Source organism: Allorhizobium sp. NPDC080224, assembly GCF_050281005.1.
Taxonomy (GTDB): Bacteria; Pseudomonadota; Alphaproteobacteria; order Rhizobiales; family Rhizobiaceae; genus Allorhizobium.
Map to the genome: position 1 here is coordinate 12,886 of NZ_JBNNWJ010000001.1, position 23,419 is coordinate 36,304.

20 protein-coding genes are annotated in these 23,419 nt (G+C 62.1%); 6 read left to right on the forward strand and 14 right to left on the reverse strand.

Features of this window, described 5'->3' with window-relative positions; all coding sequences use genetic code 11:
• The first annotated feature begins 1 nt into the window (after position 1).
• The 3 genes from cyoC to ACQKP1_RS00060 are packed head-to-tail and all read left to right on the forward strand — an operon-like array spanning position 2 to position 1,742.
• Positions 2-625 carry a cytochrome o ubiquinol oxidase subunit III gene (gene cyoC, locus ACQKP1_RS00050; protein ID WP_100220855.1) on the forward strand — a complete coding sequence of 208 codons (624 nt, stop codon included), beginning with the start codon at positions 2-4 and terminating at the stop codon, positions 623-625.
• A complete protein-coding gene (cyoD, locus tag ACQKP1_RS00055; RefSeq protein WP_203018914.1) occupies positions 625-1,023 on the forward strand; it encodes a cytochrome o ubiquinol oxidase subunit IV in 399 nt (132 codons plus the stop codon). The genes cyoC and cyoD overlap by 1 nt, the downstream gene beginning before the upstream one ends.
• A gap of 14 nt (positions 1,024-1,037) precedes the next feature.
• Positions 1,038-1,742: an SURF1 family protein gene (locus ACQKP1_RS00060; protein WP_427273735.1), complete on the forward strand. Its 705-nt coding sequence runs from the start codon at positions 1,038-1,040 to the stop codon at positions 1,740-1,742.
• Between the two features lie 23 nt (positions 1,743-1,765).
• Here the strand turns inward: ACQKP1_RS00060 and ACQKP1_RS00065 are convergent, their stop codons facing one another.
• A complete protein-coding gene (locus ACQKP1_RS00065) occupies positions 1,766-2,506 on the reverse strand; it encodes a TetR/AcrR family transcriptional regulator (RefSeq protein WP_281435262.1) in 741 nt (246 codons plus the stop codon).
• Between the two features lie 57 nt (positions 2,507-2,563).
• On the opposite strand from ACQKP1_RS00065, the gene ACQKP1_RS00070 reads away from it, so the two are divergent.
• From ACQKP1_RS00070 to ACQKP1_RS00080, 3 genes are read left to right on the forward strand one after another with little or no spacing between them, the layout of a single operon-like run.
• Positions 2,564-3,691, forward strand: coding sequence for an efflux RND transporter periplasmic adaptor subunit (locus ACQKP1_RS00070; RefSeq protein ID WP_427273736.1), 1,128 nt, complete (start codon positions 2,564-2,566; stop codon positions 3,689-3,691).
• A complete protein-coding gene (locus ACQKP1_RS00075) occupies positions 3,688-4,773 on the forward strand; it encodes an efflux RND transporter periplasmic adaptor subunit (RefSeq protein ID WP_427273737.1) in 1,086 nt (361 codons plus the stop codon). Before ACQKP1_RS00070 ends, ACQKP1_RS00075 begins: the two co-directional genes overlap by 4 nt.
• Positions 4,770-7,823: an efflux RND transporter permease subunit gene (locus ACQKP1_RS00080; protein WP_427273738.1), complete on the forward strand. Its 3,054-nt coding sequence runs from the start codon at positions 4,770-4,772 to the stop codon at positions 7,821-7,823. Before ACQKP1_RS00075 ends, ACQKP1_RS00080 begins: the two co-directional genes overlap by 4 nt.
• A 57-nt stretch (positions 7,824-7,880) precedes the next feature.
• On the opposite strand, the gene hutC is transcribed toward ACQKP1_RS00080, so the two are convergent.
• The 13 genes from hutC to ACQKP1_RS00145 all read right to left on the reverse strand — a co-directional run bounded on the left by hutC (position 7,881) and on the right by ACQKP1_RS00145 (position 23,410).
• Positions 7,881-8,618: a histidine utilization repressor gene (gene hutC / locus ACQKP1_RS00085; protein ID WP_427273739.1), complete on the reverse strand. Its 738-nt coding sequence runs from the start codon at positions 8,616-8,618 to the stop codon at positions 7,881-7,883.
• Positions 8,619-8,705: 87 nt separating this feature from the next.
• A complete protein-coding gene (locus ACQKP1_RS00090) occupies positions 8,706-9,323 on the reverse strand; it encodes a HutD/Ves family protein (protein WP_427273740.1) in 618 nt (205 codons plus the stop codon).
• Positions 9,324-9,340: 17 nt separating this feature from the next.
• Complete coding sequence (hutU, locus tag ACQKP1_RS00095; protein ID WP_203018923.1) at positions 9,341-11,014, reverse strand: urocanate hydratase; 1,674 nt, start codon at positions 11,012-11,014, stop codon at positions 9,341-9,343.
• Positions 11,015-11,132: 118 nt separating this feature from the next.
• Complete coding sequence (gene hutG, locus ACQKP1_RS00100) at positions 11,133-11,972, reverse strand: N-formylglutamate deformylase (RefSeq protein WP_427273741.1); 840 nt, start codon at positions 11,970-11,972, stop codon at positions 11,133-11,135.
• 1 nt (position 11,973) lies between these two features.
• Positions 11,974-13,509, reverse strand: coding sequence for a histidine ammonia-lyase (gene hutH, locus ACQKP1_RS00105; RefSeq protein ID WP_427273742.1), 1,536 nt, complete (start codon positions 13,507-13,509; stop codon positions 11,974-11,976).
• Positions 13,506-14,726 carry an imidazolonepropionase gene (gene hutI, locus ACQKP1_RS00110; protein ID WP_427273743.1) on the reverse strand — a complete coding sequence of 407 codons (1,221 nt, stop codon included), beginning with the start codon at positions 14,724-14,726 and terminating at the stop codon, positions 13,506-13,508. Before hutI ends, hutH begins: the two co-directional genes overlap by 4 nt.
• Positions 14,723-16,231, reverse strand: a complete 1,509-nt coding sequence (locus ACQKP1_RS00115; protein WP_427273744.1) for an HAL/PAL/TAL family ammonia-lyase — start codon at positions 16,229-16,231, stop codon at positions 14,723-14,725. Before ACQKP1_RS00115 ends, hutI begins: the two co-directional genes overlap by 4 nt.
• Before the next feature lie 43 nt (positions 16,232-16,274).
• Complete coding sequence (gene hutF, locus ACQKP1_RS00120; protein WP_427273745.1) at positions 16,275-17,648, reverse strand: formimidoylglutamate deiminase; 1,374 nt, start codon at positions 17,646-17,648, stop codon at positions 16,275-16,277.
• Between the two features lie 136 nt (positions 17,649-17,784).
• Complete coding sequence (locus tag ACQKP1_RS00125) at positions 17,785-19,410, reverse strand: FGGY family pentulose kinase (protein ID WP_427273746.1); 1,626 nt, start codon at positions 19,408-19,410, stop codon at positions 17,785-17,787.
• A complete protein-coding gene (locus tag ACQKP1_RS00130) occupies positions 19,403-20,110 on the reverse strand; it encodes an HAD family hydrolase (RefSeq protein ID WP_427273747.1) in 708 nt (235 codons plus the stop codon). Before ACQKP1_RS00130 ends, ACQKP1_RS00125 begins: the two co-directional genes overlap by 8 nt.
• A 6-nt stretch (positions 20,111-20,116) precedes the next feature.
• Positions 20,117-21,601, reverse strand: a complete 1,485-nt coding sequence (locus ACQKP1_RS00135; RefSeq protein WP_427273748.1) for a mannitol dehydrogenase family protein — start codon at positions 21,599-21,601, stop codon at positions 20,117-20,119.
• Positions 21,602-21,635: 34 nt separating this feature from the next.
• A complete protein-coding gene (locus ACQKP1_RS00140; protein ID WP_427273749.1) occupies positions 21,636-22,415 on the reverse strand; it encodes an L-iditol 2-dehydrogenase in 780 nt (259 codons plus the stop codon).
• On the reverse strand, positions 22,412-23,410 hold the full coding sequence (locus ACQKP1_RS00145; RefSeq protein ID WP_427273750.1) for an ABC transporter ATP-binding protein: 999 nt from the start codon (positions 23,408-23,410) through the stop codon (positions 22,412-22,414). Before ACQKP1_RS00145 ends, ACQKP1_RS00140 begins: the two co-directional genes overlap by 4 nt.
• Positions 23,411-23,419: the final 9 nt, after the last annotated feature.

Here is a 23,419-nt window from a genome sequence, read left to right on the forward strand (position 1 = left end):
GATCGTGAGTACCGTCACCCACACCGATACGCCCGCCGTCTATTGGGAAACCGAGCCGCATCACCATCCGGAAGGCGGGTCCACCCGGCTCGGCTTCTGGATCTACCTGATGAGCGACTGCCTGATGTTCGCAGTCCTCTTTGCGGTCTTTGCCGTGGTCGGCCAGAGCTATGCGGCCGGTCCCGGGCCCAAGGCGCTCTTCGATCTGAACCTGATTGCGATCAACACCGGCTTCCTGCTGGTCTCCTCGATCACCTTCGGCTTCGCCATGCTCGCCATGTACGAGGGCAGGCAGGCTCGCATGCAGATCTGGCTTGCCGTCACCCTGCTGCTTGGCCTCGCCTTCCTGGCGCTCGAGATCTACGAGTTCCATCACCTGATCGAGCTCGGCGCCGGTCCCCAGCGTTCGGCCTTCCTCTCGGCCTTCTTCGCGCTGGTCGGCACCCACGGCCTGCACGTGCTGTTCGGCTGCATCTGGCTCGTCACGCTGATGGTGCAGATCAATCAAAAGGGCCTGATCCCGGCGAACACCCGACGCATGGAATGCTTGAGCATGTTCTGGCACTTCCTCGACGTCATCTGGATCGGCGTCTTCACCTTCGTTTATCTTTTGGGGATGATCTGATGTCACAACACTCCATCAAGCCCCATGGCCACAATGAACAGAGCCACGACAGCACTGGCCATGACCATGGCAGCTATCGTTCCTACCTGACGGGCTTCGTTCTTGCCGCCATTCTGACGATCATACCCTTTGCGGTCGTGATGAGCGGCGGATTCGACAGCCGCGTTCTGACGGCGGTGACGGTGATCGGCTTCGCTGTCGTCCAGGTCCTCGTTCACATGGTCTACTTCCTGCACATGAACACGCGTTCGGACGAGGGCTGGACCATGCTGTCGATGATTTTCACCATCATCGTGGTGGTGATCATGATCGCTGGCTCCGTCTGGGTCATGTTTAATCTGAACACCAACATGATGCCGTCCATGGACCACGAGAGCTTCCAGGGCTTCGGCTCCTGAAACAGCGAGGCGACATGACGCGAGCGGGCCGACCATGGTGGATTATCGGGCTCGGCACGCTCGCCGTCGCCCTGCTCCTCGGTCTGGGCGTCTGGCAATTGCAGCGTCTGCAGTGGAAGACGGCCCTCATCGAGCGCGTCGAGGCGGGGCTTCTTGCTCCACCGGTCGCTGCGCCCGGTCCGGCTGACTGGGCTGCCGTCTCCTTCGACACCGCGGAATATCGCCGCGTCGAGGTGCAAGGCCGCTATCTTCCGGGCGACGATATCCTCGTCAAGGCCGTGACGGCCCGCGGGTCGGGCTTCTGGGTCATGTCGCCATTTGAAACGCGGGAAGGATGGCGGCTCTTCGTCAACAGAGGCTTCGTTCCTGATGATCGCCGGTCACCGGCGGACCGTCCGCGACCAGACGACGAGCAGGAGGTGACGGGGCTTTTGCGGCTCACCCAGCCCGGCGGCGCCTTCTTGCGAGACAATGATCCCGCCAATGGCCGCTGGTTCTCGCGCGACACTGTTGCGATGGGCGGTACGCTCGGCCTCGGTGACGTCGCGCCCTATTTCATCGATGCCGACGCACGTGTCGACGCCCTCCCGATCGGCGGACTGACCGTCGTCTCCTTCCCGAACAAACACTTCGGCTATGCGATGACCTGGTTCGGTCTGGCTGCCGTCTTTGCCTACCTGCTTTACCGCGCCACGAGACCCGGCGCACCAGACCGCTAATAGCGCGCTTTGCGACGGGTTGGTCAGGATCTTTTCGATCCGGCGGCCCGGGGCGTTGGCACCGCGGTGTCAGCGGGTGCGGTCCACATGCTCTTGATGAGCTGTTTCACCTGGTTTTGCAGAATATCGTCCTGTCTTGCCACTTCCACGAAGCGGCCGGTGAACTCGCGCGTGGAGCTCAAGAGACCTGCAAGCGCGATCGACGCCATCATGCCCAGCTTGGTGTCGAACGGGCGCTGCTGCCCCGATGCATCGAGGCTTGACTGCACGAAAGGATAGAGGACTTCGAGAAATGGCTTCGCCAGAGCCTCTTCGATGAAGTCCTTTCGTTCCTCGTCGCGGCTGTGAATGATTTCCGAAAACAGAATTCTCGAAAAATGCGTGCGCCGCCAAATCACTTCCACGACTTCGGAACTGATGAAATCGACACGCTCTGCCTGCGGGCGTTCACGGGCCCGATCAATCGCGGACTCGAGCAACTCGACGGTTTCGCGCGCCACTTCGGTCACGATCGCCTGCCAAAGGCCCATCTTCGATCCGTAGCGATAGGAGATCAGCGCAACGTCCACGCCTGCGGTCGTTGCGATCGCACGCAGTGATGTCTGCTCGAAACCATTTGCCGCAAAGGTCTCCATGGCAGCATCCAGAAGGCCTTCGGCATTCTGTTCTGCGCCCCGGCGAGGCCTCCCTCGTTTCCGTTCGGTCACGTTCTTAATCTGTTTCACACCACCCTCAATTCGTTCGCTTGACAAGCCTAGCCGCATTCCGGCATATATTCAACAGACGATGAATAATTCTTCCCTCGTTTTCAGGAGCCTGCGATGCCCACCCCGTTGGTAACGCGCCAGATGGGTCGGTTGCCCCCGACGTCAACAAAATTCCCATGGCTGCTGGCGGCAGTTCTGCCCCTCCTGCTCGCCTCCTGCAGCGACGATGCGTCGGAGAAGACCGGCTATGTACCGACGGTCAGGGTCGCAACCGCGGCCACCGTGTCCGATGTCGTCACCGTCTCCGGTACCGGGGAGGTGAAGCCGAGGGTCGAAAGCGTCCTGTCCTTCAAGGTCAGCGGCCGCGTCATTGCCCGTGATGTCGAGGTCGGCGATCGGGTAAAGGTCGGCCAGGTGCTTGCCCGCCTCGATCCGACGGAACAGAAGGCGGATCTGACGGCGGCAGAAGCGGCCATACGGGCCCGCCAAGCCACCTTGCGCACCGCCGAATCCTATCTCAACCGCCGCCGTACCCTGACCCAGACAGGTGCTCTGCCGCAGCAGCAGCTGGACGAGGCGATCCAGCAATATGATTCCGCCGTCAATGATCTCGATGCGGCCCAGGCCAATCTCGCCAGCGTTCAGGAGAGCCTGGCTCAGACAGAGCTGAAAGCCGATGCCGATGGCCTTATCACGGCCGTGAGCATCGAGCCGGGCGAAGTCGTTCAGCCTTCCTCGGCCGCATTCGAGCTCGCCCATGATGGTGAACTCGATGCGGTTTTCAATGTGGATGAAAGCGCCTTGACCAGGGATGCCCAGCCTGAATCGGTGGAAGTCGCACTTGTCGATCGGCCGGATATTCGCGCAGTCGCGCGCATTCAGGAGATCAGCCCCTCGGTGGATCGCAAGCTCGGCACCGTGCGCCTGAAGCTGTCGATCACCGATCCGCCGCCGGAGATCACGCTGGGTTCAGCAATTGTGGCCTATGCGAAGCTCTCCGAAGTGGGGCGGATATCCATTCCGTCCGAGTCTTTGACCAGTGACAATGGAAAGCCCGCAGTCTTCGTCGTCGATCCGGCGACAGAAGCCGTCGAGACCCGTCAAATCGAGGTGCTGCGCTACGACGCCGACCGGATCATCGTCGCCAACGGGCTTGAACCCGGTGATCAGTTCGTCGTCGAGGGAGCGCAGTTTCTCTACCCGAAACAAAAGGTTCGTACGGTTCAGGGAGATGCGCAATGAAGCAGGTGAAAGCAATCGCATTTCTGTGCCTTGCGATCGTTGCGCTGAGTGCCTGCAGCGAGGTCGAAGAACAGGCCGCGCCGCAGGTGCGTCCGGCTCTTTCGGTCATCGCCGGGCCGAGCGCGAGTGAGCCTGGATCGACCTTCACCGGGACCGTCGAGGCCAAGCTGAATGTCGACATCGGCTTTCGTCTGCTCGGTCGGGTCACTGCGCGCATGGTGGATGTCGGCGATGTCGTTCGTGCCGGCGATGTTCTGATGACGCTCGACACGACGAGCCTCCAACTCGCAGTCCGCCAGGCCGAAGCAGATCTCGCATCCGCAAAGGCCAAATTCGATCTGGCGCAGGTCAATGCTAGCCGTCAGGCGACGCTTCTGAGAACCCAGGCAACCACGCGGGAGCGACTGGAAGAAGCCGAGCAAACCGCGGAAGCCGCAGAGGCAACCGTCAAGCAAAAGGAAGCCGATCTGACGAAGGCGCGCGAGCAGACGACCTATGCCACTGTCGTCGCACAAACCGACGGTGTCGTTTCGGCCGTGAGCGCGGAAGTCGGACAGGTCGTTGCAGCCGGTCAATCGGCCGTAACGATTGCCCGGCTGGAGGCCCTCGATGCTGTCATCGATGTCCCCGACACGCTGAAGGCGCTTCAACAGCCCGATACGGAATACGAGGTCACCCTCCTGTCGAACCCGCAAATCAAGGCACAAGGTCGCGTGCGGGAAGTCGCACCCGAGGCTGATGGCGCAACCCGGACGCGGCGAACCAAGCTTGCGCTTTCCGCCCCGGACAAGGCCTTTCGCTTGGGTAGCACCGTGGTTGCGAGACCAATCGCAGCCGTCGCCACCGCCATTTGGCTGCCTGAAACGGCCATGGGTGCCGATCAGTCAGGCGGCGCATTTGTCTGGGTCATCGACCCCGCCAGCGGTGCCGTGTCGCGCAGGCCTGTCGAAGCCGAAAAGGCCCAGGGCGGCGGCTATGACATTGTCTCGGGATTACAGGCCGGAGAGCGCGTGGTCAGCGCCGGCGTGAACTCCCTCACCGAAAACCAGATCGTTTCCTTCACCGACGAGATCGCCCGATGAACAGCAAATTCAATCTTTCCGAATGGGCACTGCGTCACAAGTCGCTCGTCTGGTATTTCATGATCCTCGCCACGGTCGCGGGGGTCATGGCCTATTTCAATCTCGGGCGGGAAGAAGATCCGGAATTCACGATCAAGACGATGCTGATCCAGGCCCAATGGCCGGGGGCATCGGTCGATGAAATGACCAGCCAGGTCACCGATCGGATCGAGAAGAAACTGCAGGAACTCGAATCCCTCGACTACACCAAGAGCATCAATGCCCCGGGACAGGCGACGATCTACGTCAACCTTCTCGAGAACACGAAGGCAGCCGACGTCAACCCGACCTGGGTCAAGGTCCGGAACATGATCAACGACATCGTTCCAAACCTTCCTCAGGGTGTGGTCGGTCCCTTCTTCATCGACAGCTTCGGGGATGTCTATGGCAATATCTATGCCTTTACGGCAGACGGACTGACACAGCGACAGCTCCGGGACTATCTGGAAGCGGCACGAACCGAGATCCTTGCCGTTCCCAATGTCGGAAAGGTCGATCTCATTGGCGCTCAGGACGAGGCGATCTATCTGGAGTTCTCCACCCGGCGTATGGCCGCGCTTGGCATCACCCAGCAACAGATCGTCGAGACACTGCAGAACCAGAACGCCGTCGTCGCATCAGGCACTCTGCGCACCGCGTCCGAGAGCATCAGCATGCGCGTTTCAGGTCAGTTCTCCACGGAAGACGACCTTAGAAAGGTCAACCTTCGCGTCAACGACCGCTTCTTCCGACTGAGCGATGTCGCGACCATCACGCGCGGCTATGTCGACCCGCAGCAGGCGCTGTTCCGGGTCAATGGCGAGCCGGCGATCGGTCTTGCGATCGGCATGAAGCCGGGCTCCAACCTGCTCGAATTCGGCGAAGCCTTGTCCGAGAAGATGGAAAAGGTGACCGCCAGCCTGCCCATCGGTATTGGCATTCATCATGTGGCTGATCAGGCCGTTGTCGTCGACGAGGCCGTCGGCGGTTTCACCAAGGCCCTCTTCGAGGCAATCGCCATCGTTCTCGTCGTTAGCTTCATAAGTCTCGGCGCCAGAGCCGGGCTCGTGGTCGCTCTGTCGATCCCGCTGGTCCTCGCCATCACCTTCGTCGCCATGGAGTATCTGGGCATCTCCCTCCAGCGCATTTCGCTGGGTGCATTGATCATCGCGCTCGGCCTCCTGGTCGACGACGCCATGATCGCCATCGAGATGATGGTGTCCAAGCTCGAACAGGGCGAACCCCTGTCCAAGGCAGCGATAGCGGTTTGGACCTCGACGGCATTTCCGATGCTCACGGGCACCCTGGTCACTGTCGCGAGTTTCATTCCCGTCGGTCTGAACGATAGCGCCGCTGGCGAATTCACCTTCTCGCTCTTCGTCGTCATTGCCGTTGCCCTGATCGTTTCCTGGATTGTCGCCGTTCTCTTCGCGCCGGTTCTCGGGGTGCTGATCCTTCCGGCAAAGATGGAGCGGCATCACGAGCAGAAGGGCAGGGTCGCCCAGATGTTCTCGCGCATTCTGGCGGCTTGCATGCATTGGCCGAAGATGACGGTCGCCGCCACATTCGGCGTCTTCCTCCTCTCCGTCTATGGCATGGGCTTCGTCCAGCAGCAGTTCTTCCCGGCATCGGACCGTCCAGAACTGATCGTCGATTGGACCGGGCGGCAGAACTCCACGCTGGCCCAGACCAAGGCCGACATGGATGAATTCGAGGCCACCTACCTCGCCAATGACGACAGCATCGAACATTGGACATCCTATGTCGGGCAAGGCGCCAAGCGCTTCGTTCTCTCATTCGACGTGCAGCCGTCGGCCCCGTATTTCGGCCAGATGGTCATCGTCACCAAGGGTATCGAGGCCCGTGAGGCTCTGAAGGAAAAGCTGATGGCGGTTGCCGCAGATGGCTATCCGGGCACGGACATTCTGGTCAAGGAAATGGAACTCGGACCGCCGGTCGGTCGGCCGATCCAGTACCGGGTCAGCGGCCCGGATCCGGAAAAGGTGCGCGAATACGCAACTGGACTTGCGGCCGTCATCGGCACGGAGCCACGTCTCGGTCGCATCGTCTTCGACTGGATGGAGCCGGCTCGGACCGTCAAGGTCGACGTGCTTCAGGACAAGGCCCGTCTTCTCGGCGTGAGCTCGAGCGATATCGCGACGGCGCTCAACAATATGGCCGGCGGCTCCACCATGACCCAACTGCGCGACAGCATCTATCTGATCAATGTTGTTGGCCGTGCACCGGGCGACGAACGCCAGTCCGTCGAAACGCTTCGCAATCTCCAGCTACCCGGCGGTGACGGTCAGTCTGTGCCGCTCGCTTCCATCGCCACCTTCTCCTATGGCATGGAGCAGCCCGTGATCTGGCGTCGTGATCGCAGTCCGACGATCACGCTGAAAGCTGCCATTACCGATGCCACGCAGCCGGCCACTATCGATGCGGCCTTGAAGGACAAGGTCGAAACCTACGCCGCCGATCTTCCTGCAGGTTATCATGTCGCAGTCGGCGGTTCGGTCGAAAGCAGCGCCAAGAGCCAGGCACCGATTGCGGCCGTCGTTCCGCTGATGCTTCTGACCATGACCACGATCCTGATGTTCCAGCTGCAAAGCTTCCAGCGGCTGTTCATGGTTGTGATCGTGGCTCCGCTTGGACTGATCGGTGTTGTCGCAGCCCTTCTGCCCAGCGGGGCGCCTCTCGGCTTCGTTGCCATTCTCGGCGTCTTGGCCCTGATCGGTATCCTCATCCGAAACTCGGTCATCCTCGTGGTCGAGATCGATACGCTGCAACGGAACGGCCGCCATGCCTGGGATGCGGTCCGCGAGGCCACCGAGCACCGCATGCGGCCAATCATGCTGACGGCGGCCGCAGCCAGTCTCGCGCTCATCCCCATCGCCTCTGAGATCTTCTGGGGGCCAATGGCTTTCGCGATGATGGGCGGCATCATCGTCGGTACGGTGCTGACGCTGCTTTTCCTGCCGGCGCTCTATCTGATCTGGTTCCGGATCAAGGAGCCTTCTGTCACAGCCTGACCGACTGGACGAATCTGACCGGCCGCGACAAAGTTTGCGGCCGGTTTTCTTCTCGGCTCAATAAGAACTTTCGAGACTGTAGCGGCTGCCCGGATAAAGAAGCCGAACGGATGTCACCAGCCGGTCGCCGGACCAGGTCCGACGTCGCACGAGTAGACAGGGTTCGGACCGTGCGATGGCCAGCAGCCGGCATTCCCACGGCAGCGGCAAGACCGCCTCGACGAACTGCTCGGCGCGCGAGATGGGCGCAATACCGCTCAGATAGGCATTGGGCGTGATCGCCCGGAAATCCTGGTCAAGATAGGCGGGCGCCAGCTCTGCATGGACGAAGCGATCCTCGAGCTGGATCGGCAGGTCGTCTTCCTTGTGAACGATAACCGAGTGAAAAGCGGATGTGCCGGCGGCCACTTCCAGCCTATCGGCCAGATCATGATCGCAGACTTCCGTCTGCATCAGCACGATCTCGACGGAATGCTGGCCGCCGCGCTCGGCAATTTCCTCGGCGATGTTGCGCACGTCGCTGACATTGGCTCGGCGCTTCTTCGGTGCAACGAAGGAGCCTCGCCCCTGGACCCGCACGATGACGCCTTCGCTGGCGAGTTCGCGAAGCGCCCGATGCGCGGTCATCCGGCTCACCCCCAGCATCTCCACCAACTCGTTTTCAGAGGGAATGCGAAAATTGATCGGCCAATCACCGCGCTCGATCCGTGCCTTGATCTCGGCCTTCATCTGCTCGTAGAGCGGCGTATCCTGCCGTTCATCGGGAAGTGCAAAGCCTGGCTGATCGTCGGACATGTTGGGTCGATCCTGATGGTGGCGAAGCGATCTTGCGGGTTTTTCGCCGCAGCGCATCGGGCATTCCCTTATCGGCACAGGCCTTGTCTAGGCAACCGGTTCGGAATCAGAGGCCCGATCCAGAACGGCAGTCATTTCGATGCAGTAGAGTGCACAATCTGCCGTGCGAGGCTCTACGGTGAATTCAACCGGTACCTGCTCCGAGATCAAGATATCGCCGAGCATGACTTCCGATCGCTTGCTATCGAACGTCACCAGAGCATCATCCCGAAACACGATCGCGACTGTGTCCTTGGACACCGAAAGCAGCTGTTTGACTGCGACGTCAATCTTCGTCATGCGATGGACGAAACGCCCACGGCGGCTCATGACATTGAGGTCGAGCGTCTCGCCTCCAAGACAATCGGCCTGCACTTCAGCATCGCCGGAAAAGGCGAAGGGAAGCGATGCCGTAAGAAGCGGCGGCTCTTGTCTCCCGTCTACCGTCAACTGCATGCCGGCGCCCTGAAGTACGGCTATCGTCCTGTCGATCCCGGCAAAGACCGAGAACGGACCGGAGGCCCCGACTGTTGCGAGACTGATTCGCCAGTCGAACCCGCCGGATCCATCCGACGCGGGCTTGGAGATCACCTCGCGGGTGATCCCCAGCCCGTTTTTCCAGGGCATCTTCAGGTGCTCGTCAAAGCGCTGGATGCGGAGGGACATGGGCGTGTCGTGTCCCCTCAGTTGCCGAGGATGCCGGGCAGACGAAGGCCCTTTTCCTTGGCGCAATCGAGCGCGATGTCATAGCCCGCATCGGCGTGGCGCATGACGCCGGTCGCCGGATCGTTCCACAGAACCCGCTCCAGTCGGCGTGCAGCATCGTCGGTTCCGTCGGCGCAGATGACCATGCCGGAATGCTGGGAAAAGCCCATGCCCACGCCACCGCCGTGATGCAGCGAGACCCAGGTCGCACCCGAGGCGCAGTTGAGCAGCGCGTTCAGAAGCGGCCAGTCGGACACGGCGTCGGAACCGTCCTTCATCGCTTCCGTCTCGCGGTTCGGCGAAGAGACCGAACCCGAATCGAGATGATCGCGACCGATGACGACGGGAGCCTTGAGCTCGCCACTGCGCACCATCTCGTTGAAGGCAAGGCCCAGCTTGTGGCGATCGCCGAGACCGACCCAGCAGATGCGCGCCGGCAGGCCCTGGAAGGAGATGCGTTCACGCGCCATGTCCAGCCAGTTGTGCAGATGTTTGTTGTCGGGCAGCAGCTCCTTCACCTTGGCATCGGTCTTGTAGATATCCTCCGGATCGCCGGACAGTGCAGCCCAGCGGAACGGGCCGATGCCACGGCAGAACAGTGGACGGATATAGGCCGGCACGAAGCCCGGGAAGGCGAAGGCATTCTCGAAGCCTTCCTCCTTGGCGACCTGGCGGATGTTGTTGCCATAGTCGAGCGTCGGAATACCCCTGTTCCAGAAGTCGACCATCGCCTGCACATGGGTCTTCATCGAGGCCCGGGCAGCGACTTCTACCGCCTTCGGATCGCTCTCCTGTTTCGCCCGCCATTCGGCAACCGTCCAGCCGAGTGGCAGATAGCCGTGGATGGGATCATGGGCCGAGGTCTGGTCGGTGACGATGTCGGGGCGTACGCCACGACGCACCAGTTCCGGGAAGATCTCGGCGGCATTGCCGACGAGGCCGACGGATTTCGCTTCACCTGCCTTGGTCCACTGGTCGATCAGCGCGAGCGCCTCGTCCAGCCTATGCGCCTTGGCATCGACGTAACGGGTGCGCAGGCGGAAATCGATGCGGGTCTCATCGCATTCGACAGCAAGGCAGCAGGCGCCGGCCATGACGGCCGCCAGCGGCTGGGCGCCACCCATGCCGCCGAGGCCACCGGTCAGGATCCACTTGCCCTTGAGATTGCCGTTATAGTGCTGGCGCCCGGCTTCCACGAAGGTCTCATAGGTGCCCTGCACGATGCCCTGGGTGCCGATATAGATCCACGAACCGGCGGTCATCTGGCCGTACATGGCCAGCCCCTTCTTATCCAGCTCGTTGAAATGGTCCCAGGTCGCCCAGTGCGGCACGAGGTTGGAATTGGCGATCAGCACACGCGGCGCATCCTTGTGGGTGCGGAACACGCCGACGGGCTTGCCCGACTGTACGATCAGCGTCTCCTCCTCGGTGAGCGTCTTCAACGTCTCGACGATCCGATCGAAATCGTCCCAAGTGCGCGCCGCCCGGCCGATGCCGCCATAAACGACCAGCTCGTGCGGTCGCTCGGCGACATCAGGGTCGAGATTGTTCATCAACATGCGCAGCGGCGCTTCCGTCATCCAGCTCTTGGCCGATAGTTCGGTTCCGATGGCGGCGCGGACGTCGCGGATATTGTGTCTAGGATTGCTCATGGTCCTGTTTCCTTGTGGAACGTCTCATCGATTTTTCAGAATGGCCCCTCACCCTGACCCTCTCCCCGGAGGCGGGGAGAGGGAAAAGCGAGGCTGCGGCGCGCTGCCTTCTCCCCGTTTACGGGGAGAAGGTGCCGGCAGGCGGATGAGGGGTTGCATGCTTTGCTAACTCGAGCGCGATGGCTTCGATTGATGTCAGAATGATCTTGAGATGATGTCTCAGCGCCTCGGCCTTCCCGGCGTCATAGGCGAAGGGTGGTGCTTCGGTGGCCAGATGCGTGATCTGCGCCAGTTCCATCTGAATGGCGTGCACGCCGGTATCCGGCTGCCCGTAATGCCGCGTCGTCCAGCCGCCCTTGAAGCGCCCGTTGACCACAGACGTATAGCCCTCAGCCCGACCGGTGATCTCGGCGGCGGCTTTCTCGATCCTGGCATCGCAGGTGCGGCCCATGTCCGTGCCGATGTTGAAGTCCGGCAGGGGGCCTTCGAACAGGAAGGGGATCAGCGAGCGGATCGAATGGCAGTCGTAAAGCACCGCCACGCCATGGATCGCCTTCACGCGTTCGATTTCTGCTTTCAGCGCCGCATGATAGGGCGCGTGGAAGCCTGCCAGCCGATCGGCAATATCATCCTCGGTCGGCTCCTCGCCGCTTTTCCAGATGGCGACGCCGTCGAAATCCGTTTCCGGCACAAGGCCGGTCGTGTTCTGGCCGGGATAGAGGCTCACGCCATCAGGGTCGCGGTTCGCATCGATCACGTAGCGATGGAAGGTAGCCCTGACCGTCGTCGCATCCGGCAACAGCCCGGCATAGAGCTCATGGATATGCCAGTCGGTATCGGCAAGCAGCTTGCCGTTGTCATTGAGGCGATCCCAGATCGCAGGCGGTACATCCGTCCCCGTATGCGGAAAGGCGAGAATGACGGGCGAGCTGCCTTGCTTAACTTCGAAGACCGCCATCTCAACCCTCCAGACCCGGCAACAACCCGGCAGACACGGCCGAAACCAGCGTCCCATCCGCCACCAGGCGACCGGCAGCCTCGAGATCTGGCGCCATGTAGCGGTCCTCTTCCAGTGTGGCGACATGGGCACGCAAGGTGGAGATCACACGTCGCAGTTCCGGGCTCGTCGTCAGCGGACTGCGGAATTCGACGCCCTGGGCAGCCGTCAGCGCCTCGATGCCGATGATCGAGAAGAGGTTATCGGTCATCTGCAGCAGGCGCCGTGCGCCATGGCAGGCCATGGAAACATGGTCTTCCTGATTGGCTGAGGTAGGTGTGGAATCGACCGAGGCCGGATGCGCCATCTGCTTGTTTTCGCTCATCAAGGCAGCAGAGGTCACCTCGGCAATCATCAGGCCGGAGTTGAGGCCGGGCTTCTTGGCGAGGAAGGCCGGCAGCCCGTAGGACAGGGCCGGATCGACCAAGAGCGCGATCCGCCGTTGTGCGATCGCGCCGATCTCGCAGACAGCGATCGCGATCTGGTCGGCGGCAAAAGCGACGGGCTCTGCATGGAAGTTGCCGCCCGAGACGACGCTCATGTCGGAAAGCACGAGCGGATTATCGGTAACAGCATTCGCCTCGATTTCGAGTGTGCGGCCGGTCATGCGCAGGAGATCGAGACAGGCGCCATCGACCTGCGGCTGGCAGCGGATGCAATAGGGGTCCTGCACCCGCTCGTCGCCTTCCAGATGGCTTTCCCGGATGACGGAGCCGGAAAGCAGGCCACGCAGGGCCGCTGCCGTATCGATCTGCCCCTTGTGGCCACGCAGTGTATGAATGTCAGCGGTGAAGGGCGCCGACGAGCCCATCGCAGCGTCAGTCGAGAGCGCGCCGGTAATCAGCGCGGCCTGTGCGGCCCGATGGGCGCGGAACAGGCCGGCCAGCGCCAGTGCCGTCGAGGCCTGCGTGCCGTTGATCAGCGCCAGACCTTCCTTGGCCGCGAGCACGACGGGCGTCAGCCCCGCGCGCTTCAGCGCCTCGGCGCCGGAAAGCCGTTCGCCCTCAAAGAAGGCTTCCGCCTCGCCCATCATCACCGCTGCCATATGCGCAAGCGGTGCCAGATCACCGGAGGCGCCGACGGAGCCTTTCTCAGGAATGAGCGGGGTAACGCCTTTCTCCAGCATGCCCTCGATCAGGCGCACCAGTTCGAGGCGGACACCGGATGCGCCGCGACCGAGCGAGATCAGCTTGAGCGCCATGATCAGCCGCACGATGTTGGCGCCAAGAGGCTGGCCCACGCCGCAGCAATGCGACAGGATCAGATTGCGCTGCAGGGTCTCGGTGTCGGCCGCATCGATCTTGATTGAGGCGAGTTTGCCGAAGCCGGTATTAATGCCGTAAACCGGCGCGTTGCCGGCGGCGATCTCGGCGATCCGCGCGGCAGCCTTCTCGATGCCGGCATCGAAGCTTCGGTCGAGCGCAGCACTTTCGCCGCTCCAGTAGATCTGCGCGAGTTCGGCGAGAGAGACGCGGCCGGGGTGAAGCGTAATGGTCACGACAGAATTCCTTTGGTGATGTGGCCGTTCCAGAGGCGTAGGTAGAGCGGGTTGAAACCGATGCGGTAGACAAGCTCCGCCGGGCTCTCGACCGACCAGATGGCAAGGTCAGCCTGCTTTCCGACCTCGATGGTTCCAACTGTGTCGAGACGTCCGAGCGCGCGGGCGGCATTGCGGGTGACGCCGAGAAGGCATTCCTCGACCGTCATGTGAAACAGCGTGGCGGCCATGTTCATGGTCAGCAGCAGGGAGGTGAGGGGCGAGGTGCCCGGATTGCAGTCCGTCGCGAGCGCCATGGCAGTCCCGTGTTTGCGGAGGAGATCGACTGGCGGCTGTTTCGTTTCGCGAATGAAATAATAGGCGCCGGGCAACAGCACGGCGACGGTTCCGGCCCGGGTCATTGCTACTGCGCCGTCCTCATCGGTGTATTCCAGATGATCTGCCGAAAGCGCCTGATACTCGGCCGCCAGCGCTGCCCCGTGCAGGTTCGACAGCTGATCCGCATGCAGTTTCACTGGAAGACCAAGCGAGCGTGCCGCATCGAAGACAATCCGCATCTCATTGGGCGAAAAGGCGATGCCTTCGCAGAAACCGTCCACTGCATCGACCAGTCCCTCCGCGTGAGCCGCCTTCAGACCCGGCAGCACGACCTCCTCGATGAAGGCGCGATTGCGTCCCTTGTAGTCGGCAGGCGTTGCGTGGGCTCCGAGATAGGTCGTGGTAATGGCGACCCGACGCTCGTCTCCGAGCTGACGCGCAGCACGCAGCATCTTCACCTCGTCTTCGACGGTCAGCCCATAGCCTGACTTGACCTCGACGGTCGTAACACCCTCGGCGATCAGCGCATCTAGCCGCGGAAGCGTTTGCGAGACAAGCTCCGCCTCGCTCGCCTCGCGCACCTGGCGCACCGACGAGACGATGCCACCGCCGGCACGTGCGATTTCCTCGTAGGAAGCGCCTGCGAGGCGCATCTCGAATTCCCGGGCGCGATTGCCGGCATGCACCAGATGGGTGTGGCAATCGATGAGGCCCGGCGTCACCCAGCGACCCTCGCAGTCGATCACCTCGGCGCTACCGGGGATCGCGATCTCGTCCGCCTCGCCGACAGCGACAATCCGCCCCCCTTCGATCACCACGCTGCCATTCTCGATCACGCCGAGACCGGGCCGGTCGGGCGACATGGTCGCCAGTCGTGCGTTGCTGAGTACAGTCGTCATGCGCCCTCGCTGGCGACCCAGGCGGCCGTCGTCTTCAGGAGTGTCCGGATCTGCTGGATATCGCCGTTCAAGGGTCGATCGTCCCGGTAGAAGGGCACCGCGTGACGAACCCGGTCATAGATCCGTTGTGTCATCCCAGCCTTGGCCGCCTTGGAAAACTGCAGGTCATGGGCTTGCGCGGCCGCAGTCAGCTCGATGGCAAGCACCGTCTCGAGATTGTCGAGGATGGCGAGCGCCTTGGCCGCAGCCGGCGTCGCATGGGTCAGGATGTCTTCCTGCAGGCCTGAGGTGATTCCACCGTCGAGGCTCGCGGGCATCGCGAGCCGGCGGTTTTCCGCCACCAGCGCTGCCGCAGTGTACTGGATGATCATGAAGCCGGATTCGACGCCGCTACCGGAGGCGAGGAAGGCCGGCAGGCCGCTCACCAGCGGGTTGACCAGTCGGTCGATCCGCCGCTCGGAAATGGCAGCAAGCTCGGCCGCCGCCGTCGCCAGATGATCCATGGCAAGGCCAAGGGCTGCCCCAACCGCATGCGCCTGCGAATGCACTTTCGGATCATCAGGAGATCCGCTGACGGCGGGATTGTCGGTGACGCTCGCAAGCTCCCGATCCACCACGGCGCGCGCCTCCACGAGCGCATCGCGCACCGCGCCATGCACATGCGGCACGGCCCGGAGGCTGAGCGGATCCTGCGTCCGCTTGCCCGCAGATTCCGCCAGAAGCGCGCTCCCTGCCAGCAATGTCCGCAAGTTCTTTCCGACCTGCTGCAGGCCATCGGACTTCCGCAGGGAAAGCGGCATTTCCGCAAATGGGTCTGTCTGCGCGCCGAGGTTCTCATAACTCATCGCGGCGGAGGCATCTGCCCATTCGACGAGATGCGCTAGCCGGGAGACGGCAAGAGATGCCAGACCTGTGGCACAAGGTGTGCCATTGATCAGGCTCAGACCTTCCTTCGCCTGGAGCACAAGCGGCTTCCGACCGAGCGCTGCCAGCGCGTCTGCGCCCGACAACAGCTTGCCGCCGTGTCGGCATTCGCCAGCGCCGATGAGGACGAGACCGATGGCCGCGCCATGCGTCAGGTAACCGACCGAGCCCCTGGACGGGATCACCGGAAGCATATCCTTGTTCAGGAGGGCGATGAGCGTCTCGACGACCTCAAGCCGGATGCCCGAATAGCCATGGGCAAAATTGGCGATCTGAGCCGCCATGATCGCGCGTGTTTCGATCCGCCCGAGCGGCTCACCGACACCGCAGGAATGGCTGAACAGCAGATTGCGGGAAAGCGACGCCTGCTCCTCGCGATCGATGACCACGTCGCAGAGTGCACCGACACCGGTATTGATCCCATAACCACGGATGCCTTGGTCGACCAGGGCCTCGACGATCGCGCGGGCATCGAGAATCCGCTGCCGCGCTGTTTCGCTCAAACCCAGCCTTGCTCCCTCGGCAACGGTAGCGATTTCATCGGATGTCAGCACCGTATCGAGCGTGATCGTCTGCGCCATCAAGCATCCCATCTGATGAAAACAATTTGCCGGCTAATTAAACTCATTTCAGGATCCTCTTCAGCGCGAGGGTGAAGTCTCTGTCGATGCGCTCTTCGGCCCGGTGGCGACCCTCCTGAACCACGAAGTCTCCGCGAACCATCACGTCCCGCACGGCCTCACTGCCAAGTGCAAAGATCCAGCGGTCAAGAACCTGGTCGTCCTTGGCAGCGGCGATGAAAGGGTTGGCACCGTCGAGGACGACGAGATCGGCCCGTGCGCCGACGCGAATGCCGCTCGTCCTGAGACCCGCAGCCTGAGAGCCACCGGCAAGGCTGGCGTCGATCAGAGTGCAGCCGACAGAGCCTCCGGGACCGGACACAAGCCGGTTGCGGCGGCGGTCACGAAGCCGCTGGCCATATTCCAGCACGCGCAGTTCCTCCGCCACGGAAGTTGCGACATGGCTATCCGTGCCGATTCCGAAGCGCCCGCCCTGAGCCATGAATTCCGTCGCCGGGAAGATACCATCCCCGAGATTGGCTTCGGTGGCCGGACAGAGACCCGCGACCGCGCCGGATTTCGCCAGCCGGACTGTCTCCTCCGCCGTCATATGCGTCGCATGGATGGCGCACCAGCGCTCGTCGACCGCGAACTCATCGAGCAGATAGCTGACCGGTCGGCGGCCGCTCCAGGCAAGGCAGTCCTCCACCTCGCGTTCCTGCTCGGCCACGTGGATGTGGATCGGTCCGCCGGTCTGCTCAGATGACAGCACCGCGCGCATCTCGTCTGGCGTCGCCGCCCGCAGCGAATGGATTGCCAGACCAAGGCGCACCTCGGCAGCAGCACAAGCCGGCGCCAGTCGATCGAGGAGAGCCATGAAACTGTCGACGCTATGAATGAAAGGGCGCTGTCCTTCATTGGGCGCGAGCCCACCGAAGCCGGCATGAGCGTAGAAGACGGGCAGGTGCGTCAGACCGATCCCGGCCGTCTCTGCCGACCGCAGGATACGGCTAGACATTTCGAAGCCATCGGACCTGCCGACCTCAGCCAAGGCATGGTGGAAATAGTGGAATTCCACGACCTGGCCGAAGCCGCCCTTCAGAAGTTCACTATACAACTTCGTTGTAACAGCCTCGACATCGTCAGGCGACATCTGCCCGACCAGCCGATACATGGTGTCACGCCATGTCCAGAAGCTGTCGTTAGTTGACCCGGCAATCTCGGCCAAGCCAGCCATTGCACGCTGGAAGCCGTGAGAATGCAGGTTTTGCAGCGCCGGAACGACGGGTCCAGCCAGCGTGGTTGGATCAGGACCATGCACCTTGCCGCATTCGATCGAGGCAATCGAGCCGCTCTGATCGACCCCGATTGTCACATCGTTAGCCCAGCCCTCGGGCAGAAGCGCACGCTCACAGAACAGAGTTTGAGGAGCTTTCATCTCGAAACCTTCGCAAGTTGTATAGGCAACATGGCAGGTTCCAAGCTCTGGCGCAAGAGGGCACCGATGCGCCTTTCAGATCCGGTATTCTGGTGACTGCACGCGGCCGAGACCTCGCCCCCACAGGCGCGTGGAATCAGATGGCCAAGGAGATGGCGTCAGGCACTCTGGCCTGAGGGCTCGCCAGAGCGGCAAGCTCCTCGCGATGCCGCATCATGGCTTTGAGCAGTGCGTGATCTCGCGCGAGAGCCTGTTGCCGCTTCGGCGATGGCGGAAAATGCTTCATGGCATACCGCATCCGGCTTCCCGCTTCGGCAGACGTCGAAAAGGCGCCGGCGGCAACAGCGGCATGCAGTGCGCAGCCGAGAAGAACGGCGTCGCAGTCGATCGGCACAAAGACATCGCAGCCGGTCGCATCGGCATAGAGCTGTGCCAGAAGCGGATGGTCGGCGAGACCGCCCGCCAACAGGAGCTGCTTCGGCGCTCCCGAACGCCGCGGCTGATGCTCGATGATGTGGCGGATACTGCAGGCGAGTGCCACACAGCTTCGCCAGTAGAGCCTGAGGAGGGAGCGCTCGCTCCGATCGAGATCGAGCCCCGCGATTGTCCCGGTGAGCATCGGATCGGACATAGGTGAGCGTGTACCATGCAGGTCCGGCAGGACGCTGATCGGGAGACCGAAGTCTGGTCCTTCGCTCGCCAGACACTCAGCAATCCCGTCGAGAATAGCGCGATGGCGCGCCTTCATCGGAATCCCGCCGGCCGGATGCTGCGTCACGATATAGTCGAGGAAGGCACCCGATGCGGACTGCCCTGCCTCCGTCAGCCAGAGGCCGGGAATCGCAGCATCACGGAAAGCGCCCCAGCAGCCGGGCCCGGACACAGGCTCGCTCGAAAGCCGCACGATGCAGCTTGAGGTGCCCGCGATCAGAACGGCTTCGGCGTCGAAAGAGACACTTGGCCGTTGTCCGGCTGCAAACAGTCCGGTGGTGCCCGCATAGGCATCGATCAGCCCGGGAGCGACAAGACATTGCTCGTCGAGACCGAGTTCCTGGGCACTGGTTCGGCAGAGGCGGCCGATCGCTTGATCTGGCTGCTGCGAAAGCGCCGGCAGCCCTGCTCGATCCATGACGTCGCCGAGTCCGACTTTTCGATAATAGTCGATCGGGGGCGCGCCGGGCGCTTCCGGCGTATAGCCCCATTTCGAGGCGAGCGCCGAATGGCTGCGTTTCTCGGAGCCGGTCGCGCGCCAGGTCAGGAAATCGCAGAGATCGAAGATGTGTGCGCTTTCAGCCCAGAGATCCGGTCTGTGCCTTTTGAGCCAGAGAAGTTTCGGTATCTGCATCTCGACCGATAGCCGTCCGCCAAAGCGTTCAAGCAACGGATCGGCAATCGCGTTGCAGTATTCGGTTTCCTCGAGCGCCCGATGGTCCATCCACAAGATGGTGTCGAGGGTCGGAGAGCGTGTTTCGGAGACGGAAAGCGGGCGTCCGTTTCGATCGCGCACGACGAGCGAACACGTCGCGTCGAAGCCGATGGCAAGGATTTGGGCAGCTGAAATTCCGCTGTCGGCAAGGGCTGCCTTCACAGCGCCGCAGACCGCAGTCCAGATCTCCTCACTGTCCTGCTCCATGTGTTTAGGCAGCGGCTGGTGAACGCTGATCGGCACGACGCAGCGGGCAAGTTGCCGACCGCTGAGATCAAACACCCCGGCCCGTGCACTGCCAGTGCCAACATCCACGGCCAAAAGGTGCTCACGCATCAGTCAGATCTTCCGGTCTCCTCGCTCCGAGGACAAAGTGGAGCAAATTCTCCATCGCGTCAAACTGCCCGTCTGGTGCCAGATGCGTGAGCGCTTTTTGATAACTGGCATGGCCGGTGTGGGATCCGCCTGTAAAGGCGATGACCTTCATGCCGGCTGCTTGCGCCGCACGGATCCCCGCAGGGCTGTCCTCGATCACGAGACACTGTGACGGCGAGACCCCCATTTCGGCGGCTGCGTGCAGAAAAAGGTCCGGCGCGGGTTTGCCGCGTTCGACCATCGTGGCGCTGAAGATATGTGGGCTAAGACGGGGAAGAAGTCCGGTCACGGACAGGGACAGCTCGATGCGTTCCCGCTGGCTGGACGAGGCCACACAGCAGGAGACCTGCATGGCCTTCAGCGATTCGATGGCAGCCGCGACCCCGGGCAGGGGGTCCAATTCCGCACAAAACCGAGCGTAGAGCCCGTCCCGCATGCCGGCCAGAAAAGCCGGATCGATTTCAACACCGAATTCGGATCGAACCACCTCTGTCAGCGAACTAAGACTTCGCCCGAGAAAGCGCTCCGCCGCCTCGTCCGTCGTCAGCAGAACGCCCTTCTCGGCCAGCGCTTCGACCAGAACCTCGAGCGCGATGCCTTCGCTGTCGACGAGGACCCCGTCACAGTCGAAGATCACCAGGCGGATCGGCTGCGGGTCCATGGTCACTCAGCTTGAAAGGGTTCCGTCGAGATAGCGCTGGAGCGTAGCGGCAGCACCTTGGCTCCGCAAGCTGGCGATCGCTTCACCGAATCGCTTCTGGAACTGCGGATTGGCACCGACGGAACCGAAGATGTCGGTGATCCCGATGAAAGCCATGGGATCATTCCGGGAGGCAAGCGCTGCCGCGTGCAGCCGATCCGCGCTTGGATCGTTGAAAGCGATCGGCTTCCCGCCATCGCTCGTGCCTTCGAAGTAGCGGCACCACAGGGCCGAGACGAGTGCGAGGCCTTGCACGTCCAGATCCTGGGCCAACCGATCGGCCGTCGAGGGCAGAATGAACTTGGGCTGACGGTTCGAGCCGTCCTGCGCCAGGCGCGGAATGGTGTCGCCGATCTTCGGATTGGCGAAGCGGTTCTCGATGAGCGCGAAATAGTCCTGCAAGCTGGTATTCGGCACAGGCGGCACGACCGGGATGATTTCGTCGTTCTCGAGTTTCGCCAGGAAGGCCCGGATCAGCGGGTTCTCCATGGATTCATGCACGAAATGAATGTCCATCAGCGCCGCCGGATAAGCGATTGCCGCATGGCCGCCATTCAGGATCCTGAGCTTCATCAGTTCGTAGGGTGCCACATCGGGCACAAAGGTCACGCCCACCTCTTCCAGGGCAGGGCGTCCCAGCGGGAACTTGTCTTCGAGCACCCACTGCTTGAAGCCCTCGCAGAATACGGGCCAGCCGTCTTCGATCCCGTAATTCTCGCGCGTGATGTCGATTTCGCGCTGACCGGTTGCAGGCGTGATGCGGTCCACCATGGAATTCGGAAAGGCGACGTTGTGATGGATCCAGTCGGCGATTTCAGGATCGGACAGCCGGGCGAGACCGCAGATCGTCGCTTCCGTCACCTCGCCATTGCCGGGGATATTGTCGCAGCACATGACGGTGAAGGGTGGAATGCCCGCAGCGCGGCGCGCCTTGAGGCCGGCGATGATCAGTCCGAAGACGGTCTTCGGCGCGGTCGGGTTCTTCGCGTCGGCAACGATTGCCGGGTGCGTAGGATCGAACTTGCCGGTCGCCGCATCGATAAAATATCCACCCTCCGTGATCGTCATCGAAACGATCCGGATATCGGGCGAGGCGAGAGTCGCAATGATCCGATCGAAATCCGGTGCGGTGATCACGTCCAGCATCGGACCGGTGATGGTCGCGGCCGACCGGTCAATGTCCTGTTCGACAACGGTCGTCAGGAAATCCTGGGCTTTCAGCGTGTCACGCATCCGCTGGTCGGAGGCCATGACACCAGCGCCGATGATGCCCCAATCGAGATCGCGACCGCTGTTGAAGAGTTCGTGCAGGTAGATCGCCATATGGGCACGGTGGAAATTGCCGACGCCGAAATGCAGGATCCCGGGACGGATATCCTCGCGGCGATAGGAGGGCAGGGACGCCCGGTCACCGATATCTGCCAGAGTTGCAAGCGAGAGTTTGATCGTCATGGGTGCATTCCTTGGCTGGGGGCCGAGCGAGCCGTCAGCTCATCCAGTTTCCGCCGTCGACATTGTAGGTCTGGGCGACGATGTAGTCGGCTTCCGCCGAGGCCAGGAAGACTGCCATACCGGTCAGATCTTCAGCCCGGCCCATACGGCCGAAGGGGACCGCCTCGCCGACCAGTTTCTTCTTTTCGCCGAGCGGACGGTTTTCGTATTTTGCAAAGAGCGCGTCGACCTCGTCCCACATCTCGCTGCCGACCACGCCAGGCGCGATCCCGTTGACGTTGATCCCGTGCTTGATGAGGTCGAGACCAGCCGATTGGGTGAGCGAAATGACGGCAGCCTTCGAGGCGCAGTAGACGCCGACCAGCGGTTCCCCGCGTCGTCCGGCCTGGCTCGCCATGTTGATGATCTTGCCACCACGCCGTTGCGCGATCATCTGCTTGGCCACAGCCTGCATCGTAAACAGCGTTCCACCGACATTGATGTCGAAAACGCGCTGATAGCTCCTGCGGGAAATCTCGATGATCGGGGCGAGATCGAAGATCGCGGCATTGTTGACCAGGATGTCGATGCCGCCGGCGCGTTCGACACAGGCAGCAATCGCTGCGTCGATCGAGGCCTGATCGGAGATGTCGATCCGGACGGCATAGGCCGCAGGACCGATCTCTGCTGCCGTTGCCGATGCGCGGTCGAAATCGATATCGGCGATCGCGACTGCTGTCGCACCCTCGCGAATATAGGCTTCCGCAAAGGCGCGACCGATGCCGCGGGCCGAGCCCGTGATCATTGCCGACTTGCCGCTCAATCTGCCGGTCATGCTGCCAGTCCCTTGTCATTGAATTTGTGCAGTCGATTGAGATCCGGTGTCACATAGACCGTGTCGCCGTGACGGACCGGGAACTCCCCGCCGGTGCGCGTGGTGATCGTGCCGACACCGTCTACCTCGACATGCAGGAACGTGTCGGAGCCGAGATGTTCGGCGACCGTCACCAGACCGCGCCACATGCCGCTGTCGAGCGAGAGCGTGATATGCTCCGGCCGAATGCCGATCGTATGGGCGCCGTGGGCAGAAGCAGCCTGGCCGGAAATCAGGTTCATCTTCGGCGAGCCGATGAAGCCGGCAACGAAGAGATTGGCCGGGCTGCGATAGAGGTCGAGCGGCGATCCGACCTGCTCGATACGGCCCTTGTTGAGGACCACGATCTTGTCGGCCATGGTCATGGCTTCCACCTGGTCGTGGGTCACATAGATCGAGGTTGCCTTGAGCTTCTGATGCAGTTCGGTGATCTCGAGACGCATGGCGACGCGAAGCGCCGCATCAAGGTTCGAGAGCGGCTCGTCGAAGAGGAAGCAACGCGGATTGCGAACGATGGCGCGGCCGATCGCGACGCGCTGACGCTGGCCGCCGGAAAGTTGTCCGGGCCGGCGTTCCAGATAGTCGGTGAGGTTCAGGATGCGTGCGGCCTCCTCGACCTTGCGGTTGATCTCGGCCGGATCGACCTTCGCCATCTTCAGCGGAAAGCCGATATTCGAACGCACGCTCATATGCGGATAAAGCGCGTAGGACTGGAACACCATCGCCAGCCCGCGCTGTGCCGGCGCAGTATTCGTTTGATCCTTGCCGTCGATCACGATGCGCCCGCCGGTCGCGTCTTCGAGGCCGGCGATCAGGCGCAGCAACGTGGACTTGCCGCAGCCGGACGGCCCGACGAAGACGACAAATTCGCCGTCATTGATTTCAAGGTCGATCCCCGGGATGACCGCATGCTCGCCGAAGGATTTGGAGAGCTGTTCGAGTTTGATGCTGCCCATGGTCGGGTT

Coding starts and splice junctions, on each gene's coding strand:
- ACQKP1_RS00145 (WP_427273750.1), bottom strand. CDS start 23,410: ATGGGCAGCATCAAACTCGAACAGCTCTCCAAATCCTTCGGCGAGCAT.
- ACQKP1_RS00080 (WP_427273738.1), top strand. CDS start 4,770: ATGAACAGCAAATTCAATCTTTCCGAATGGGCACTGCGTCACAAGTCG.
- hutC (WP_427273739.1), bottom strand. CDS start 8,618: ATGTCCGACGATCAGCCAGGCTTTGCACTTCCCGATGAACGGCAGGAT.
- ACQKP1_RS00115 (WP_427273744.1), bottom strand. CDS start 16,231: ATGGCGCAGACGATCACGCTCGATACGGTGCTGACATCCGATGAAATC.
- hutF (WP_427273745.1), bottom strand. CDS start 17,648: ATGAAAGCTCCTCAAACTCTGTTCTGTGAGCGTGCGCTTCTGCCCGAG.
- ACQKP1_RS00135 (WP_427273748.1), bottom strand. CDS start 21,601: ATGACGATCAAACTCTCGCTTGCAACTCTGGCAGATATCGGTGACCGG.
- ACQKP1_RS00075 (WP_427273737.1), top strand. CDS start 3,688: ATGAAGCAGGTGAAAGCAATCGCATTTCTGTGCCTTGCGATCGTTGCG.
- cyoD (WP_203018914.1), top strand. CDS start 625: ATGTCACAACACTCCATCAAGCCCCATGGCCACAATGAACAGAGCCAC.
- ACQKP1_RS00070 (WP_427273736.1), top strand. CDS start 2,564: ATGCCCACCCCGTTGGTAACGCGCCAGATGGGTCGGTTGCCCCCGACG.
- ACQKP1_RS00060 (WP_427273735.1), top strand. CDS start 1,038: ATGACGCGAGCGGGCCGACCATGGTGGATTATCGGGCTCGGCACGCTC.
- hutU (WP_203018923.1), bottom strand. CDS start 11,014: ATGAGCAATCCTAGACACAATATCCGCGACGTCCGCGCCGCCATCGGA.
- hutI (WP_427273743.1), bottom strand. CDS start 14,726: ATGACGACTGTACTCAGCAACGCACGACTGGCGACCATGTCGCCCGAC.
- ACQKP1_RS00065 (WP_281435262.1), bottom strand. CDS start 2,506: ATGCGGCTAGGCTTGTCAAGCGAACGAATTGAGGGTGGTGTGAAACAG.
- hutG (WP_427273741.1), bottom strand. CDS start 11,972: ATGGCGGTCTTCGAAGTTAAGCAAGGCAGCTCGCCCGTCATTCTCGCC.
- ACQKP1_RS00090 (WP_427273740.1), bottom strand. CDS start 9,323: ATGTCCCTCCGCATCCAGCGCTTTGACGAGCACCTGAAGATGCCCTGG.
- ACQKP1_RS00140 (WP_427273749.1), bottom strand. CDS start 22,415: ATGACCGGCAGATTGAGCGGCAAGTCGGCAATGATCACGGGCTCGGCC.
- ACQKP1_RS00130 (WP_427273747.1), bottom strand. CDS start 20,110: ATGGACCCGCAGCCGATCCGCCTGGTGATCTTCGACTGTGACGGGGTC.
- ACQKP1_RS00125 (WP_427273746.1), bottom strand. CDS start 19,410: ATGCGTGAGCACCTTTTGGCCGTGGATGTTGGCACTGGCAGTGCACGG.